15 protein-coding genes and 7 tRNA genes are annotated in these 18,239 nt (G+C 46.0%); 19 read left to right on the top strand and 3 right to left on the bottom strand.

Going from position 1 to position 18,239, the window contains the following annotated elements; translation table 11 throughout:
- The first annotated feature begins 128 nt into the window (after positions 1 to 128).
- The 10 genes from ACMN7X_RS10615 (at position 129) to pyk (ending at position 4,933) form a co-directional block, all read left to right on the top strand.
- Positions 129 to 202 (top strand) — tRNA-Asp (locus ACMN7X_RS10615).
- Between the two features lie 40 nt (positions 203 to 242).
- A tRNA-Val gene (locus ACMN7X_RS10620) sits at positions 243 to 315 on the top strand.
- A 29-nt stretch (positions 316 to 344) separates the two neighbouring features.
- Positions 345 to 417: transfer RNA gene (locus ACMN7X_RS10625), tRNA-Thr, on the top strand.
- Between the two features lie 7 nt (positions 418 to 424).
- Positions 425 to 506 (top strand) — tRNA-Tyr (locus ACMN7X_RS10630).
- Between the two features lie 28 nt (positions 507 to 534).
- Positions 535 to 608 (top strand) — tRNA-Met (locus tag ACMN7X_RS10635).
- A gap of 61 nt (positions 609 to 669) precedes the next feature.
- Positions 670 to 742, top strand: a tRNA-Phe gene (locus ACMN7X_RS10640).
- A 35-nt stretch (positions 743 to 777) separates the two neighbouring features.
- Positions 778 to 850, top strand: a tRNA-Lys gene (locus ACMN7X_RS10645).
- Positions 851 to 1,182: 332 nt separating this feature from the next.
- Positions 1,183 to 1,815: a hypothetical protein gene (locus ACMN7X_RS10650; RefSeq protein WP_418747445.1), complete on the top strand. Its 633-nt coding sequence runs from the start codon at positions 1,183 to 1,185 to the stop codon at positions 1,813 to 1,815.
- A 241-nt stretch (positions 1,816 to 2,056) separates the two neighbouring features.
- Positions 2,057 to 3,190 (top strand): AI-2E family transporter, encoded by a 1,134-nt coding sequence (locus tag ACMN7X_RS10655; protein WP_418747446.1) that lies wholly within the window; start codon positions 2,057 to 2,059, stop codon positions 3,188 to 3,190.
- 3 nt (positions 3,191 to 3,193) lie between these two features.
- A complete protein-coding gene (pyk, locus tag ACMN7X_RS10660; RefSeq protein WP_418747447.1) occupies positions 3,194 to 4,933 on the top strand; it encodes a pyruvate kinase in 1,740 nt (579 codons plus the stop codon).
- A gap of 56 nt (positions 4,934 to 4,989) precedes the next feature.
- Here the strand turns inward: pyk and ACMN7X_RS10665 are convergent, their stop codons facing one another.
- On the bottom strand, positions 4,990 to 5,481 hold the full coding sequence (locus ACMN7X_RS10665; RefSeq protein WP_418747448.1) for a C-GCAxxG-C-C family protein: 492 nt from the start codon (positions 5,479 to 5,481) through the stop codon (positions 4,990 to 4,992).
- Positions 5,482 to 5,651: 170 nt separating this feature from the next.
- Here ACMN7X_RS10665 and ACMN7X_RS10670 point away from each other — a divergent pair, with 170 nt between their 5' ends.
- A complete protein-coding gene (locus tag ACMN7X_RS10670; protein ID WP_418747449.1) occupies positions 5,652 to 6,122 on the top strand; it encodes an acyl-CoA thioesterase in 471 nt (156 codons plus the stop codon).
- 56 nt (positions 6,123 to 6,178) lie between these two features.
- Here ACMN7X_RS10670 and ACMN7X_RS10675 read toward each other — a convergent pair whose 3' ends face one another.
- Together ACMN7X_RS10675 and dapF are read right to left on the bottom strand one after the other, a co-directional pair.
- The gene (locus ACMN7X_RS10675; RefSeq protein ID WP_418747450.1) at positions 6,179 to 7,636 is read right to left on the bottom strand and encodes a UDP-N-acetylmuramoyl-L-alanyl-D-glutamate--2,6-diaminopimelate ligase; all 1,458 of its coding nucleotides are present in this window, start codon (positions 7,634 to 7,636) and stop codon (positions 6,179 to 6,181) included.
- 23 nt (positions 7,637 to 7,659) lie between these two features.
- Positions 7,660 to 8,493 carry a diaminopimelate epimerase gene (dapF, locus tag ACMN7X_RS10680; protein ID WP_418747451.1) on the bottom strand — a complete coding sequence of 278 codons (834 nt, stop codon included), beginning with the start codon at positions 8,491 to 8,493 and terminating at the stop codon, positions 7,660 to 7,662.
- Positions 8,494 to 8,690: 197 nt separating this feature from the next.
- On the opposite strand from dapF, the gene metF reads away from it, so the two are divergent.
- From metF to ACMN7X_RS10720, 8 genes are all read left to right on the top strand, one after another.
- Positions 8,691 to 9,575: a methylenetetrahydrofolate reductase [NAD(P)H] gene (gene metF, locus ACMN7X_RS10685; protein ID WP_418747452.1), complete on the top strand. Its 885-nt coding sequence runs from the start codon at positions 8,691 to 8,693 to the stop codon at positions 9,573 to 9,575.
- The gene (locus ACMN7X_RS10690) at positions 9,572 to 10,240 is read left to right on the top strand and encodes a vitamin B12 dependent-methionine synthase activation domain-containing protein (protein ID WP_418747453.1); all 669 of its coding nucleotides are present in this window, start codon (positions 9,572 to 9,574) and stop codon (positions 10,238 to 10,240) included. Before metF ends, ACMN7X_RS10690 begins: the two co-directional genes overlap by 4 nt.
- Entirely contained in the window at positions 10,234 to 12,633 is a 2,400-nt protein-coding gene (locus ACMN7X_RS10695; RefSeq protein WP_418747454.1) for a homocysteine S-methyltransferase family protein, read from the top strand. The genes ACMN7X_RS10690 and ACMN7X_RS10695 overlap by 7 nt, the downstream gene beginning before the upstream one ends.
- Before the next feature lie 138 nt (positions 12,634 to 12,771).
- Positions 12,772 to 14,898 carry an anaerobic ribonucleoside-triphosphate reductase gene (gene nrdD / locus ACMN7X_RS10700; RefSeq protein WP_418747455.1) on the top strand — a complete coding sequence of 709 codons (2,127 nt, stop codon included), beginning with the start codon at positions 12,772 to 12,774 and terminating at the stop codon, positions 14,896 to 14,898.
- Between the two features lie 21 nt (positions 14,899 to 14,919).
- The gene (gene nrdG / locus ACMN7X_RS10705) at positions 14,920 to 15,447 is read left to right on the top strand and encodes an anaerobic ribonucleoside-triphosphate reductase activating protein (RefSeq protein WP_418747456.1); all 528 of its coding nucleotides are present in this window, start codon (positions 14,920 to 14,922) and stop codon (positions 15,445 to 15,447) included.
- 10 nt (positions 15,448 to 15,457) lie between these two features.
- A complete protein-coding gene (dut, locus tag ACMN7X_RS10710) occupies positions 15,458 to 15,901 on the top strand; it encodes a dUTP diphosphatase (protein WP_418747457.1) in 444 nt (147 codons plus the stop codon).
- Between the two features lie 153 nt (positions 15,902 to 16,054).
- Positions 16,055 to 16,744 (top strand): cysteine hydrolase family protein, encoded by a 690-nt coding sequence (locus ACMN7X_RS10715; protein ID WP_418747458.1) that lies wholly within the window; start codon positions 16,055 to 16,057, stop codon positions 16,742 to 16,744.
- A gap of 21 nt (positions 16,745 to 16,765) precedes the next feature.
- Positions 16,766 to 18,229, top strand: coding sequence for a serine hydrolase (locus ACMN7X_RS10720; RefSeq protein WP_418747459.1), 1,464 nt, complete (start codon positions 16,766 to 16,768; stop codon positions 18,227 to 18,229).
- Positions 18,230 to 18,239 lie beyond the last annotated feature (10 nt).

Raw genomic sequence — 18,239 nt, forward strand, 5'->3', positions numbered from 1 at the left:
AGTGCAGCAATGCATGGAGCTGACTGTCACTAATCGGTCGAGGGCATGACCAGGAGGCTGGTCAAAGAGGAAAGAATGGGATGGGAAACATTTTCAGTGTGTAGTTTTGAAGGCATATGTGTCTTTGTGGCCTAGTGGCTCAGTTGGTTAGAGCGCCGCCCTGTCACGGCGGAGGTCGAGGGTTCGAGTCCCTTCTGGGTCGTTTAACATTATACAGATGTACTGATGTTAAATTAGTATATGGGGTCTTAGCTCAGCTGGGAGAGCATCTGCCTTACAAGCAGAGGGTCACAGGTTCGAGCCCTGTAGGCCCCATTTTCGCCGAATGATGGCGAAGATACTAAGCCGATGTGGCTCAATTGGCAGAGCAGCTGATTTGTAATCAGCAGGTTATCGGTTCGAGTCCGATCATCGGCTTGCATATGGATGGATTCCCGAGTGGCCAAAGGGGGCAGACTGTAAATCTGTTGTCGACGACTTCGAAGGTTCGAATCCTTCTCCATCCATTTTCTGAAAAATTTTTCAGTTTTATACCGCGGGGTGGAGCAGTTCGGTAGCTCGTCGGGCTCATAACCCGAAGGTCGTAGGTTCAAATCCTGCCCCCGCAATTCTTAAAAAACGAAATATAATTCATCCGGAGAATTTGATTCTTTGGATGACCATTTATTTGCCCAGATAGCTCAGTCGGTAGAGCAGAGGACTGAAAATCCTCGTGTCACTGGTTCGATTCCGGTTCTGGGCACTTTATCAGTGATACAATAGTATATTCGCTGATATGGGGTATTAGCTCAGTCGGTAGAGCACTTGACTTTTAATCAAGTTGTCCGGGGTTCGAATCCCCGATGCCTCATCGAATGAAAAGTCCAATTACATTTTGTGTAGTTGGGCTTTTTTATTCTATAAGAATATGTTAGAATGAAAAGAATGACAGCAAGGGAGAGGCTGCATAAGGAAGTAGTCTTCCATTCAGTTAGTATAGCGTCTTCCCAATACAGACATCATTTACACATAATCACACTTCGGAAGCGGTAAGGGATATTTTCCAAATTACGCAGTAGAATTTTCCATAAATCCCTGGTATGATTTTTCATGTTTAAGCGGCAAATGGGAAGTTATCGGAAACGAAACCTATACCTATCGTACGAACTTCAATTATGTGATAAGGGAGGTTCTTTAAGAGTTATGAGTTTTATCAAAAATATACTGGAAACAAAGAAAAAGAAACAGGAAAAAAAGTTTGAGGAAACAGCGACATCTGTAAGGGAGGAAATTCAGAAGCATTTTAAAGATTTTCTGGAGACGGACGGGCGATTGCCGGAGGGGTTTTCAGAAAAGTATATGGAGCATATCGATTCCCGACATATTTACCGTGGAACACCATTTGAAGAATATCTGAGCAAGATACGCCAAGAAGTTGACCAGCTCAGAGATGAGTCTGGCATTTCTGACTGGCTGTTTTGGGATGGTTCATCAGAGATTGCCTCTGCGGCAGAGGCAATCCTCCAATGGGTGAACCGGCACCGTGAAGAGAACCGTTTTCTGCATGAAAAATGCAAAATAGGAGATACGCTCATCATGACACCGGTATGTCTGTATTGCACGAAACAGATTATGATCGTCATTGAAGACGGTTCTGCTTTCAGGAATGTCCCTAAAGAAACAATACAAAAATGCAAAAGCGTAAATCTCTCTTTTTGTGTTATCCTGTCCGAGAATAAATTGTTTGATCTGATAGAACAAAAAGAGAAAAAGATAACCTACGTTACATACCCGAATTACCACGATGAAACATACGCCAATTGGAAATTAGAATAGAGCCCGCCGGCACTTTGCAGCCGCAAGGCTGAAAGTGTCATAGTGGGTTACGCACTTTGAAAAAGCCGCGTAACAAAAAGATAGCGCTACACCCGAAAACGAAGCGTAAAAACGGTATAACCGATATGGCCACACCGTTCAATGAATTTAATTATTTAGTTTAGACACAAAAGTCATTTCGGGGCACCTTCCTTACGGAGGGTGCCCCAAGGGGGGATTATTTATTAGCAAGAATTTAAAAATGTTTTTAAAATATGGCATATGTATTGCTGTGCTGGTTTTATTAGTGATTCGTTTTGATAAAGTATTTTCGTGGTTCAGCCAAATCTGGAATGTTGCCTTTCCGCTTATTTTAGGATGCCTGGTAGCTTATGTTTTGAACATTATTATGAAGGTGCTTGAAAATCATTGGTTTCCGGATACGAATAGTAGAGTTGCCTTGCGGGCCAGAAGAGGTGTGTGCGTTTTTCTCTCTATATTTTTGGTTTTCGGAGTTATATTTCTGATTATACGAATTGTACTGCCCGAATTGGTGCAGGCTTTTTCTGTGATGGCCGATGAGATACCGGTTTACTTTGAAAAGATTCAGGATTGGATCGTGGACAATGGAAATTTATTTCCATCTTTGGCGGAACGGATTGGAGCTATGGAAATAAACTGGCAGGAAATGTTTAATAAGATATTTACTTATGTAACCAGTGGCTTCAGTTCTATGTTGAATTCGGCTTTCAGTTTTATTTCGCATATTTTAAGTTCGGTTGTCAATATAGCGATAGCGACGATTTTTGCCGTATATATTTTAATGAATAAGGAAAAACTTCAGTCGCAGGTGAAAACCCTGCAGAAAGTATATATGAAAAAGCCTCATATGAAAACTGTCAATCATATAATTTATACGGCAAATGAATGTTTTACAAGTTTTATAACCGGACAGTGTGTGGAAGCAGTTATTTTGGGTATTTTATGTACTGTAGGTATGTTGATCCTGCGTTTTCCATATGCGCCGATGGTTGGGACTTTTATCGGAGCTACGGCGTTAATCCCTATGGTGGGCGCTTATATCGGGGCGGTTGTCGGGGCTTTTATGATTTTTACCGTGTCTCCGATTCAGTCGTTAGCTTTTCTTGTGTTTATAGTTATTCTTCAGCAGCTCGAAGGTAATTTAATCTATCCGAAGGTTGTGGGAGCATCCATTGGGCTTCCGGGAATATGGGTATTGGCGGCTGTTACCATTGGAGGCGGTCTTGGCGGAATTCCCGGAATGTTGATCGGAGTGCCGTTGACGGCGACAGTTTATCGTTTAATCTGTCTGGATGTCCGGGAGCGGACCCGGAATGAAAGTATGTCGGAAGATTGTAAAGAAGCAAAGGAGTAGATTATGAGAAAGACAAAAATTGTATGTACGCTCGGACCGGCGTCGGAAAGTGAAGATATTTTAAGAAAATTGATGATTGAAGGAATGGATGTCGCCCGATTTAATTTTTCCCACGGTACTCATGAGGAGCAGTTGGAAAAGTTAAATCGTGTAAAAAAATTGCGGGAGGAATTAAATCTTCCTGTGGCAGCTCTTCTTGACACGAAGGGCCCAGAGATTCGTCTTAAAACGTTTGAAAACGGAAAAGCAGAATTAAAACAGGGTGGAAAATTTATTTTGACAACCCGTGATATCGTTGGAAATTCGGAAATTGCAGCCATTACCTATAAGGATTTGCCGAAGGATGTCAAAGCCGGAGGCAGGATTTTATTGGATGATGGTTTAATAGAACTTTATATTGATGATATTGAGGATACGGAAATTTTCTGTACGGTGGTCAACGCCGGTGTGATTTCAAACCAGAAGGGAGTCAATGTGCCGGATACGGTATTGTCCATGCCGTTTATCAGTCCGAGGGATTATGAGGATATTTGCTTTGGCATTGAGAATGGCTTTGATTTTATCGCTGCATCCTTTACGAGAACAGCAGAAGATATTTTGGAGATTCGAAAGATTCTTGAGGAAAAAAATGGACAGTCCATTAAGATTATTGCGAAAATTGAAAATATGCAGGGTGTTCAGAATATCAACGAAATTATTCGGGTATCCGACGGTATTATGGTGGCCCGCGGCGATATGGGCGTTGAGATTCCGTTAGAAGAAGTGCCTGTGCTTCAGAAAAAAATTATCCGAAAAGTGTATCAGGCCGGAAAGCAGGTGATCACAGCGACACAGATGCTGGAGTCAATGATGAAAAATCCGCGGCCGACCCGTGCCGAGGCAACGGATGTGGCGAATGCAATTTATGATGGAACAAGCGCCATTATGCTTTCGGGAGAAACGGCAGCCGGCGCTTATCCGGTGGAAGCAGTGCAGACCATGGTAAAAATTGCGGAGCGCACAGAAATTGATATTAATTATCGCCGTCGTTTTAATGAACTTGGAACAGAGGCGATTACGGATGTGACCAATGCCATTTCTCATGCAACCTGTACGACAGGTATGGATTTGAATGCGGCTGCGATCATTTCAGTAACTAAATCGGGAAGAACCGCCCGGATGATTTCAAAGTTCCGGCCAACCTGTCCGATTATTGCCTGTACCATGTCTCCGGGGGTATGGCGTCAGCTGAATCTTTCCTGGGGAGTTCAGCCTTTGATCATTGAAGAAAAAGGAACAACCGATGAATTATTTGAGGCGGCGGTTGAGGAAGCTATGAAAAAAGGCTATGTAAAGCAGGGGGATGTAACGGTGATCACGGCCGGGGTTCCATTGGGTGTTTCAGGCACAACGAATATGTTGAAGGTACAGGTTGTAGGCCATATTCTGGCGAATGGAGAGGGTATTAATAAACAGAAGGTCCATGGACGTTTATGTGTGTGCCGCTCAGAAAAGGATTTAATGGAGCATTATCAGCCGGGGGACATTGTCGTAACAACGGATACAAATAATTATATGCTGAAACAGTTGAGAACAGCTTCCGGTATTGTTATTGAGAAATCCAATCCGGAGGCTCATGCGGTGACGGTTGGGCTCAGCCTGGATATTCCGGTGCTGATGAATGTCAGAAATGCGACGGATGTATTAAAGAGCGGTGTGTTTGTAAATCTTGATTGTGAAAACGGCGTTATTGTTGCCGATTAAATATTTTTGCAGAATGGCGGGAGGCGGCTGAATTGCCGCCTCCCGTTCGATTAAAATTAATTTTCAGCATATTTGACGGCAAGCCGGGCGCAGTAAGCAATAATTTCCATGCAGTTCTTTTTGCGCGGCTTGGAATCAAAGTCGCCAAATGGCTGTGACATTTCACGGCAGATCAACGTGCCGTATTTGTTTTCGATTTCTGTTACCATTTCACCAAAAACAGGATAAATATCCCCCTGAAGATGTTTGATGCGCTGTCCCGTTTCTTCTTTTGGGCCAAATGGATTCCGCCGTCCTTTTACGGTTCCAAGGGCCATAACAGCGCCGGTGATGGCACCGCATATATTTTTGGTGTGGCCAATGCCGCCGCCAAAACCGGTAGCCATGCAGAGGACATCTTCCGGAAGTTCAACATCATACATATCCATGAATGTGCGAAGGACACATTCGGTACAATTTAACCCCTGACGAAAATATCCACGGCTGATTTCATCAGCCAGTGCCATTTTTTCTTCAACTGTTTTGTTTTTTGCAATTTCTTTTTCCATAGGCAGCCTCCCTCAATACGTGATAAAAACAGTATACAATATTTACAAATATTTGGCTACAGCTTACAAATCTTTATGAAATACTTAACTTGTATTTTGGGGCTGTGTATATTAGAATAGTAAAAACATTAACCCGTAGATTAGGCTTAGATAGAAAGGACTGAGGTTATATGGAAGCTAAAAAAGTATCAGATTCAAAAACAGTGCAGCATCGGATAGTGATGCCGCCGGATATTAACGGTTTTGGACGTTTGTTTGGAGGTCAGCTCTTAACATGGATCGACGAGGTGGCCGGAGCTACGGCAAGGCGCCACTGCGGCCGGGATGCTACAACAGTGGCTATTGATAATACTTATTTTAAATCCGGTGTTTATTTAAATGACATTGTTGTCATCATTGGAAAGATTACTCATGTGGGAACGACTTCGATGGAAGTTCGTATCGATACATACAGAGAAGATGCGGAGGGAAAACGTTATCCGATCAATCGTGCATATTTTGTTATGGTGTGTATGGGAAAGGATGATAAGCCAATGAAAGTTCCCGGATTGATTTTGGAAAATGATGGTGAACGGATGGAATGGGAAACCGCTGTGAAACGCCGGGAGCTGAGACTTTTGCGTCGGCAGGAAGGTTTCTAGGATTAAAAAAACCAAAAAAGAGGATATCCATTTTATAAGTGGATATCCCCATTTTTTTATCTTCCGGCCAGAATATCGGCAATCAGATCCCGCTCATCCATCGGGTATTTAATGCCCTTGATTTCCTGGTAGTCCTCATGGCCCTTGCCGGCTAAAATAATGACGTCGCCTTCTTCAGCGTTTTCAATACAGTATTTTATGGCTTCCTTGCGGTCCGGGATAGTGACATATTTTCCCGGTCCTTTGCGGACACCGATCAAAATGTCATTGATAATATCCATCGGTTCCTCAAATCTTGGGTTATCCGAGGTGACGACGGTCAGATCGGAAAGGTTTGAGGAAACCTCTCCCATTTCATAGCGGCGATGCGGATCCCGGTTTCCGCCGCATCCGAATAAGGTCACCAGCCGTTTTGGCTGATATTCTTTCAGGGAGATCAGCAGGCTTTCGAGAGCCATGGCGTTGTGGGCATAGTCGATCATCAGTGTAAATTTCGGGGAAATCGGAATGGTCTCCAGCCGCCCTTTGACATGGACATCTGTCAGCGCCTTCAGAATGTTTTCATTCGGCACGTTGAAATGGTGGCAGATGGCAATGGCTGTCAGGGAGTTGTACACACTGAAACGGCCCGGAATATCGATTTCCACATTCAAATCCATGCGGCCCGACAGGTGGTAGGTGACGCCGAGCAGTCCCGGTTTTTGGAGCAGTTTCATATTGGAAGCGCAGAAATCGGCTTTTTCCGACATGCCGAAGGTTTCCAGATCGCAGGTATGCCCCTCGATGATGCGCTCCACATAGCTGTCGTCGATATTGACGATGCCGTGACGGCACTTCTGGAATAATAAGGATTTGCAGTGAATATAATCATCCAGATCTTTATGCTCGTTTGGCCCGATATGATCCGGCCCGAGATTGGTAAAAATACCGTAATCAAAGGTGAAGCCGTCAACACGGTGAAGCATCAGTCCCTGAGAGGATACTTCCATAACGACACATTCGCAGCCCGCATTGACCATGTCACGGAAATACTGCTGGACAAGATAAGATTCCGGAGTCGTATTATTGGCTTTTATCACCTTTTTGCCGATGATGGTTTCGATGGTGCCGATCAGCCCGGTTTTAAAACCGGAGTTTTCCAGGATGGAACGCACCATATATGTTGTAGTCGTTTTTCCTTTTGTGCCGGTAATACCGATGGTTTTTAATTGTTCCGCCGGATATCCGAAATAGGCGGCGGACATGTAAGCCAGAGCAACCCGTGTGTTTTCCACCCGAATGACGGTGACATGGGCCGGAGCCTTCACATCCTTTTCCACGATGACTGCGGTGACGCCCTTCATAACAACATCGGAGATAAATGTATGTCCGTCCATGACAGCGCCGCTGATGCAGACAAATACGCCGTCCGGGCAGGCGTTTCGGGAGTCATAAAGCAGATGGGATATCGGAATATCTGCCGAACCCTGGACACAGGTATACTCCATTCGTTCTAATAACTGAGATAATTTCATAGTAAATTCCTTTCAAAAATAAATTACAGCTCGATTTCACCACTGAAAACTTCTGTGGCCGGCCCCGTCATAAATACGGTATTTTTTTCAGCGTCATATTGAATGAGCAGATCACCGCCGACAAGGTGAACAAGCACTTCGTTATCTGTCTGCCCGGTCAGAATACAGGCCATTGCCGTGGCGCAGGCGCCGGTGCCGCAGGCCAGAGTTTCGCCGGAACCCCGTTCCCAGACGCGCATATCCACAGTATGGCGGTCAATTACATGGACAAATTCCGTATTCACCTGTTCCGGGAAGAGCGGGTGCTTTTCAAAAAGCGGCCCGATCTGTTCCAGCTTCAGGCCGGCCGTGTCGTCGACAAAAACAACGGCATGGGGATTTCCCATGGAGATACAGGTGATGCGCCACTCTTTTCCGTCGATTTCCACCGGTTCATCCACAGCCCGCTCCTTTGGAATATTAACGGGAATCTCCGACGGTGTTAAAATCGGAGCTCCCATATCGACGGTAACCGTTTCAACTTTTCCGTCTTTAATATTTAAATCCAGGTATTTAATTCCGCCGAGGGTTTCAAGGGAAATCTGAGTTTTATCTGTTAAATGATGATCGTAGACATATTTGGCGATGCAGCGTACGCCATTTCCGCACATTTTACCTTCGGAACCGTCCAGATTGTACATAGCCATGCGGAAATCTGCTTTATCTGATGGACAGATGAGAATAAGACCGTCGGAACCGATTCCGAAATGACGGTCGCTGACCAGTTTAGCTGTCTCGGATGGATTTTCAATCTTTTCCTCAAAACAGTTTACATAAACATAATCATTTCCACATCCGTGCATTTTTGTAAATTTCATTTTTAACCACCTCCAAAAGGTTTTTTACCTTTTTATCTTACTATGGATTTTTTAATAATTCAACGAGTTATTAAAATTTAATAATTGTGGAGGACAGCCTGGCTGATAACCAGTTATAAGAATTAAATTATTGAAAAAAAAAGTACCGGGGGATATAATTAGATGGACTAAATGACGAATGAAGCGGGGGAATTTTTATGAATATACAGCGATTATTTGAAAGTAAAAAGGTCGTCTACTCTCTGGAGGTGTTTCCTCCGAAAAAGACCACATCCATTGATACGATCTATAATACACTTTATGGCCTTCGGGGACTGAGGCCGGATTTTATCAGTGTGACTTACGGCGCCGGAGGCTCGGAGGCCCAGAAGAATAAAACCTGTGAGATTGCATCTTTGATCAAAAGTGAATATCAGATTGAACCGGTCAGCCATCTTACCTGTGTCGGTTCGACAAAACAGGATATTATTGAGTTTTTAGACCGCCTGAAAGCGGAAGGCGTTCAAAATATACTTGCGCTCCGGGGCGATATCACACCGGATAATAATGTCATTGATTTTGAACACGCCAGCGATCTGGCCGCTTTTATTAAGAGCTATGATGATAGTTTCAATATTTCGGGGGCCTGCTATCCGGAGGGCCACTGTGATGCGGCGAATATCGACGAGGATATTGAAAATTTAAAGAAAAAGGTGGATGCGGGAGTGACCCACCTTGTATCCCAGTTATTTTTTGATAATAACCATTTCTATGAATTTATGGATAAGGTGGAAAAGGCCGGGATCCGGGTGCCGATCGAGGCCGGAATCATGCCGGTCATTAATAAGGCCCAGATTGAGCGGACCGTTTCTATGTGCGGAGCAAGTTTTCCTGTGAAATTTTCCAAATTGTTGAATAAATATGCCCAGGACCCGGTAGCTTTAAAAGATGCGGGGATTGCCTTTGCGACAGAACAGATCATTGATTTGATCAATAATGATGTGAGGGGTATTCACCTCTATACAATGAATAATGTGGAGACAGCAACACGAATTACGAACAGTATTTCAAATATACTGGCAAGCTGTAACAGACAGGTATGATCGATCATTTAAACAGGGAAGAGATTCTCCGCTATCTGGGTTATAAAGATTCGGGGGTAACGGAGCGGATCGGGCAGCTCCTGGATCGGTGTGAGGCGGAGACGCTGGAGGTTCTTCAGCCGAAGTATATATATAGAAGATTTCCGATTGAAAAGAGAGACGAGGGGATATGTATTCCGGGAACAGCCCTTGTATTAAGCGGCAGAGATATTCAGGAACATTTGAAAAATTGTGATGAAATGTTTCTGCTTGGCGCAACGGCAGGGATTGAACTGGATAAACGGATTCGCCGCTATATGGTGACGGCGCCGGATGTGGGCGTTGTGATGGACAGCTGCGGTATTCAAGCTGTGGAACAGATTGCGCATCTGGCGGAAAAAGAGATGGAGCGGGAGGTTTTGGCGGAGGGCTGTCATTTGACCTGGCGTTTCAGTCCGGGATACGGCGATCTGCCGCTGGAAACTCAAAGGGAATTAGTTCGAGTGCTGGATACCCATCGGAAGATTGGCGTGTCCCTGACAGGAAGTTGTCTGATGATGCCGAGTAAGTCGGTGACGGCCATCCTGGGAATCAGTGATACAAAGCGGGATGAGCGAAAGAATAAATGTGATTTTTGTAATAATCGCGAACGGTGTGCGTTTAGAAAGAGGGGAACCAGATGTTAGATTTAAAAAATAAGATCATCATGCTGGACGGCGGTATGGGAACGATGCTGCAGGCGGCGGGCGTTCCTATGGGAAAGGTGCCGGAGGCATTAAATGTGACCCATGGGGAAGCTGTCATTGATATCCACCGTCAATATATCGAGGCGGGGGCGGATATTATTTATGCCAACACCTTCAGCGCCAACCGGTATAAGCTGAGCTACAGCGATTATTCGGTGGAAGAACTGGTCACTGCCGGAGTGAAAAATGCAAAAAAAGCGGCTGCCGATTCCGGGAGAGATGTGGCTGTGGCTTTGGATGTGGGACCTATCGGGGAATTGATGGAGCCGAACGGAAGCCTGAAATTTGAAGAAGCCTACGATATGTTTAAGGAAATGATGACTGTCGGCGCAGAGGCGGGAGCCGATTTGATCGTTATAGAGACAAGTACGGATTTGCTGGAGATGAAGGCGGCCGTTCTTGCGGCGAAGGAAAATACGACCCTTCCGGTCTTTTCAACGATGACATTTGAGAAAAACGGACGCACCTTTACGGGGGTGACGGTGGAGGCCGCAGCGCTGACGCTGACGGGGCTTGGCGTGGATGCCGTCGGCATTAACTGTTCTCTCGGGCCAAATGATATTTATCCGCTGGCAAAGAAGCTGGTGGAATGGACGCCGCTGCCGGTGATCATCAAGGCCAATGCGGGGCTTCCGAATCTGAATTCGGGCGGTTATGACATCAGCGCGGAACAGTTTGCGGAGCAGATGGATCAATTTATGGATCTGGGTGTCCGGATGATCGGCGGCTGCTGCGGGACAACGCCGGGATATATTCGTGAAATGAAAAAGATGCTTTCCCGGAGGGAGGCCGAGGGAAGGAAGGCGGAGCGCCCGGCCTTTGTTCAGCGGGCGGCGGTCTGCAGCAGTACCCAGGTAGTGGAGATCGACGGTGTCCGGGTGATCGGAGAGCGCATTAATCCAACGGGCAAAAAGCTGTTTAAAGAGGCGCTGTTAAATCATAATATCGGTTATATATTGACTCAGGGCATTTCCCAGGTGGAAGCCGGGGCCCATATCCTGGATGTGAATGTGGGGCTGCCGAAGATTGATGAAGCCGGCTTGATGGTGGAAGTGATCAAAGAGCTTCAAGGTGTTGTGGATGTGCCGCTTCAGATTGATTCCTCCCATGCGGGAGTTATTGAAAGCGGGCTTCGTATCTATAACGGCAAACCGATCGTCAATTCGGTCAACGGCGAAATGGCGGTCATGGAAAAGATTCTTCCGCTGGTTAAAAAATACGGGGCGGCGGTGGTCGGCCTGACATTGGATGAAAATGGTATCCCTCTGCTGGCGGAGGAACGGTATGCGGTGGCAGAGCGCATTGTCCGCAAGGCGGAGAGCTACGGTATTCCGAAGGAGGACGTCTATATTGACTGCCTGACGCTGACAGCCTCGGCGCAGCAGAAGGAGGTTGTGGAGACCTTAAAGGCGATGCAGCTTGTGAAAGAGCGGCTCGGCGTGAAAACCGTGCTCGGCGTTTCAAACATTTCTTTCGGTTTGCCGAAACGGGAATTGGTGAACGTGGCATTTCTGACCCTGGCGATGGCTCATGGGCTGGATCTGCCGATCATCAATCCGAATGTGGCGGCGATGATGGCGGCCATCGACAGTTTTAATGTACTGTACAACAGGGATGAAGGCTCGAAATATTATGTGGACAAGTACAGTAAGATCGTAGAGGCAGAAAAAAATTCTCAGGCGGCGGCGCCGGCGGCAAAGCCGTCGGATACGAAAAGTCTTGAGTATGCCGTGTTAAACGGAATTCGGGAATATGCGGCGGAGGCCACAAGGGAGCTTTTGAAAACAAAACAGGCGATGGAGATCGTCAATGAAATTCTGATCCCGGCGCTGGATAAAGTCGGCGTGGATTTTGAGAAGGGCAGGCTCTTTCTTCCGCAGCTGATTCAGTCGGCGACGACAGCCCAGGAAGCCTTTGATGTTTTAAAAGAATATATGGCCGGACAGAAAGATGCGGAGACCGTGTCAAAGGGCAAAGTGATTATTGCCACGGTGAAAGGCGATATTCATGATATTGGCAAGAATATTGTCAAGGTCGTTATGGAAAACTACGGTTATGAGATGATTGATCTGGGCAAGGATGTTCCGATTGAAAAGGTGGTGGAAGCCGTTCAGAAAACCGGGGCAAAACTGGTGGGCCTGAGCGCATTGATGACGACCACCGTGGTGAGTATGGAGGAAACCATTCGGGCGCTGCATGAAGCCGGGTGCGACTGTAAGATATGGGTCGGCGGCGCGGTGTTGACCGAAGATTACGCGAAACAGATCGGCGCGGATTTCTACGCGAAGGATGCGAAACAGTCAGTGGATATCGCGAAAACGGTACTTGGATAGGGATAAAACGCTCAGTACAAGATGTTGTGCTGGGCGTAATTTTTTTTCTATATTTTGTATTTTGTAGTAGCTTTTTTTTTCATACAGTGATATAATGGCCTAGGACACTAACCAAAAGAAAAAAGAAGGGGGATAATTATGATAGTTATTAAGCGGGATGGCCGGGAAGTTAATTATGATAGAAGTAAGATTATTGTTGCCATTTCCAAAGCAAATGCGGAAGTTCCGCCGGAAGAAAAAATTACGGAAGATGTGATTGAAAACATCGTTGAATATATAGAGACACGTCACCGTAAACGTATGTTGGTAGAGGATATTCAGGATATTATTGAACAGAAACTGATGGCCGAGGGAAAATATGATCTGGCCAAAACCTATATTATTTACCGTTATCAGAGAGAGTTAGTAAGAAAAGCGAATACAACAGATGATTCTATTTTAAGTCTGATCAAGAATAGCAACAAAGATGTTATGGAGGAAAACTCCAATAAAAATGCGACGGTGGCTTCCACTCAGCGAGATCTGATCGCCGGGGAAGTATCCAAGGATCTGACCCGCCGCCTGCTTTTGCCGGAGAAGATTGCCAAGGCCCATGAAGAGGGTGTACTTCATTTCCATGATGCGGACTACTTTGTTCAGCCGATCTTTAACTGCTGTCTGATCAATATTCAGGATATGCTGGACAACGGCACCGTAATGAACGGCAAATTGATTGAAAGCCCGAAGAGTTTCCAGGTGGCCTGCACGGTTATGACCCAGATTATTTCTGCGGTAGCCAGCAGCCAGTACGGCGGCCAGTCGGTGGATATCCGTCACCTCGGAAAATATCTGCGGAAAAGCTATAATAAATATAAAGCTCAGATTGAGGAACAGTATGGGGACAAGCTGGATGCGGAGACCATTGAGGGACTGGTGCAGACCCGTTTGAATGATGAACTCCGTTCCGGGGTTCAGACGATTCAGTATCAGATCAATACATTGATGACGACCAATGGACAGTCGCCGTTTGTTACCGTATTTTTGAATCTGGATCCGAATGACGAATATATCGAAGAGAACGCGATGATCATCGAAGAGATTCTTCGCCAGCGGTTGGAAGGTATTAAAAATGAAGTGGGCGTTTATGTGACGCCGGCCTTCCCGAAACTGGTTTATGTTCTGGATGAACACAACTGCCTGAAGGGCGGAAAATACGACTATATTACGAAGCTGGCTGTGCGCTGTTCCGCAAAACGTCTCTATCCGGATTATATTTCCGCAAAGAAAATGCGCGAAAACTACGAAGGCAATGTATTCAGCCCGATGGGCTGCCGGAGTTTCCTGACACCTTGGAAGGATGAAAACGGCAATTATAAGTTTGAAGGCCGTTTCAATCAGGGCGTTGTCAGCCTGAACCTTCCTCAGATGGGCATTGTGGCCCGGGGCGATGAGGAGAAATTCTGGAAGATTTTTGATGAACGGTTGGAACTGTGTCATGAAGCGCTGATGTGCCGTCATAAAGCTCTTGAGGGAACGACTTCCGATGTCAGCCCGATTCACTGGCAGTACGGCGCCATTGCCCGTCTTGAAAAGGGAGAGAAGATCGATAAATTACTCCATGGCGGTTATTCCACGCTTTCACTCGGCTATATCGGTTTATATGAAGTAACGAAGATTATGAAGGGCGTCAGCCATACCACGCCGGAAGGTGAAGAATTTGCCTTAAAGGTAATGAATCATCTGCGCTCGGCAACAGACAGATGGAGAAAGGAATCCGGTATTCATTTCAGTCTTTACGGCACACCGGCAGAATCTCTCTGTTATCGTTTTGCACGAATCGATCTGGACCGCTTCGGCGTGATCGAGGATGTCACAGATAAGGGATATTATACAAACTCCTATCATGTGGATGTTCGTGAAAAGATTGATGCTTTCAGCAAATTTAAGTTTGAGAGCCAGTTCCAGAAGATTTCCGCCGGCGGCGCGATCTCCTATGTGGAAATTCCAAACATGCGTCACAACCTGGAAGCACTGGAAGAGCTGGTTAAATTCATTTATGACAATATTCAGTATGCGGAATTTAATACAAAATCCGATTACTGCCATGTGTGCGGCTATGACGGAGAGATCATCATCAATGATGATCTGGAATGGGAATGCCCGCAGTGCGGCAATAAAGACCACGATAAGATGAATGTAACGCGGCGTACCTGCGGATATCTCGGCGAGAATTTCTGGAATGTGGGTAAAACAAAGGAAATTGCTGCCCGTGTTCTTCATATTTAGTCGGATTAAAGGCGGTAAACTATGTATTATGCAGATATAAAACAGTATGATATATCCAACGGGCCGGGGGTGCGGATCTCGCTTTTTGTGAGCGGCTGCACCCATCGGTGCAAAAATTGTTTTAATGAAGTAGCCTGGGATTTTAATTATGGCGAACCGTTTACGGAAGAGACGATTGATAAGATCATCGAGTATTTGGAGCCGGATTATATCTGGGGGCTGACCCTTCTGGGCGGAGAGCCTTTTGAGCGGGCGAATCAGCAGGGACTTCTGCCATTGCTCCGAAAAGTACGGGAACGGTATCCGAAGAAAACGATCTGGTGCTTTTCGGGCTATCTCTTTGACAGAGATATTGTCGGACGGATGGTGGAGGACTGGCCGGAAACGAGAGAAATGCTTTCTTATATCGATGTTCTTGTTGACGGCGAGTTTATTGAGGAAGAAAAGGATTTGACCAAACGGTTTAAAGGTTCTGCAAACCAGAGGACGATCGATGTTCCGGCATCTCTGAAGGAAGGCCGGGTTGTTATTGTCGAAGGGTATGAATAGGAGGACGGCCATGAAACAACAGGTGAAAGTTAAAAAGTTAAAAGAAAACGCCATTCTTCCTACTTATGGGAGTAAATACAGCGCCGGATCGGATCTGTATGCCTGTATGGATGCCCCTGTGGATATTCTTCCGGGTGAGACAGTTTTGATCAAAACGGGACTGGCTATGGCGATTCCGGAGGGGTATGCGGGGCTGATTTATGCCCGCAGCGGTCTGGCAACCAAGAAAGGACTGGCTCCGGCAAATAAAGTCGGGGTGATCGATGCGGATTACCGCGGAGAGATTATGGTGCCGCTGCACAACCATTCCCGTATGGCAGTGACGGTTGAGCATGGAGAGCGCATTGCCCAGATGGTGATCACGCCCTTTTTGACGGCGGAGTATCTTCTCACGGATGAATTGGACGCAACGGAGCGGGGCGAAGGCGGTTTTGGTTCCACCGGTACAAAATAGGATAATTTATATTGATATATTCTTGACAATTTAATGTGATTGTGCTTTACTATAATAGAGTGATGCATCGTATGAGAAACAGGCAATGAGGCCACACGAATTTAATTCGGTGTGGTCTTTTTCTATTTTATATACCAAAGGGGGAAGATGCAGATGAAAGTAAATGACAGACATGTATCGTTTTATTATGAAAATGATAATGATTATGGAAAAATCGAAATTGATCCGAAAAAAACGGCATTGCTCATCATTGATATGCAGCACGTATTTATTACGCGCCCGGTGATTGAAAATCCGACAGAGGCACAGAAGGCGGAGGCCGAACGGTGGGAGCAGTTTTATGAGGCCATAGATACAACGGTTGTGCCGAATAATAAACGGTTGTTGGATTATTTTCGGGCCCATGGCATGGATGTCATGTTTGCGAAAATTCAGTGCCGCCAGAAATCGGGAAGAGAACGTTCCCTGGATCAGAAAGCTACGGGTTATAACGAGCTTTTGCTGGCGCCGGGCGACCCGCTGGCCGACATTGTTCCGGAGCTTGAGCCGCTCCCGGATGAGATTGTGTTTACAAAAACAACAGACAGCGCATTGACCGGCACAAATCTGCGGCTGACATTATTTAATATGGGAATCGACACGGTGGTCGTTACCGGAGTTTTGACGGATCAGTGTGTTTCCGGCACGGTGCGGAGTCTTGCGGATGAAAGCTTTAAGGTATGGCTGATCGAAGATGCCTGCCGCGCTTCCACAGAGAAGATTCAGGAAAATGAACTTGAAATCTTAAATAATATTTATTGTCATGTCATTACGACAGATGAATTGCTTGAAGCACTCAAATAAATAAAAACAGAGGTGGAAAAAATGGAGAATTTATTTGATTTTTTACCTGCAGAAATGGAATACTGGGGAATCCCCGGATTCAGCTACGGCGTGATGAAGGACGGCAAGGTGCTTGCCAAAGGCGGTTACGGTTATCGGGATGTGGAAAAGAAACTTCCGGCAGATGAAAACACATTGTATGGAATGGCCTCCTGTTCGAAATCCTTTAACTCCTGTCTGATCGCCATGCTGGTAGATGAAGGAATTCTTGATTACGATAAACCGATTCGGGAATATATTCCGGAATTTGCCATGTATGATGAATTTGCGACAAGGGACTGTACACTGCGGGATATGCTGACCCATCGGACGGGACTTGCTCCCCATGAAGCAATGTGGCCGGACCCTTCGAGTACAAAAAAAGATTTGCTGATGCGTCTGCGCTATCTCAAATCGAATGCGCCTTTCCGCACAGTCACACAGTATAATAATACGATTTATTCGGCCATCGGCGCCATTGCGGAAATCGTCACCGGGGAGGCATGGGAAGATTTGATTCGAACCCGTATTTTTGAGCCCCTCGGAATGATAAGCAGTTTACTTTCCGCCCATGAAATGTATGAACAGCCGAATCATGCCCAGGGATATTGGAACTGGGAAGATGGCAGAGGCGCTGTCCCGGTCGGCCCGTGGGAGATGGATGTGGCCGGAGGAGCCTGCGGCGTGGTTTCAAATATTGAAGATATGTTTAAGTGGCTGACTCTTCACCTTAATGAAGGTGTTTATGAGGGAAAACGGCTTGTTTCTGAGAAGAATATGAAAGAAATGCACCATATGCAGGCGCCGATGCACATGTTTCCGTGGAAATTCCCGGAGGTGGATACGGATGGCAGCTATGGTATGGCCTGGTTTATCCAGCATTATCGCGGACGTAAATTCGTATGGCACACGGGAGAGATTGAAGGCTTCTGTACACTGGAAGGCTTTTTGCCGGATGAAAATATCATTATCATGCTGGCAATGAATGTACATAAACCGTTGAATATGCCGATTCTTATGACCAGCTGTTATACCGTATTTGACCGGCTGCTCGGTGACCCGGAAGTGGATTGGGCCGGCCGTCTGCATGAGTGGAACGGCAAGTATGACGCCTTTTATTATCATTGGAATGTGGATCTGTTTGAAGGACAGCCGGCGCCCGTGCCGAATACAAAAACATCTCATCCGCTTTCCGATTATACCGGTTCCTTCAATCATCCGGGCTATGGCACATATCGGGTGGAAGAGAAGGACGGAGAGCTTGTTCTTTGGTATAAGGATATGCCGGTACGCATGGAACACTGGCATTATGATGTGTTTAAAGCCCACCGTTTAAAAGAAGATACGACCGTGCTCACCGCACCGATTTCTTATTATGTGGATCCGTTTACCGGGAAGATTGCCGGTTTTATGCTTCAGATTGAACCAACCGTTGAACCGGCAGATTTTAAACGTGTCGATGCGTAAGTGATACGAG

Origin of the sequence: Frisingicoccus sp., assembly GCF_048388605.1 — a bacterium.
GTDB lineage: Bacteria > Bacillota > Clostridia > Lachnospirales > Lachnospiraceae > Frisingicoccus.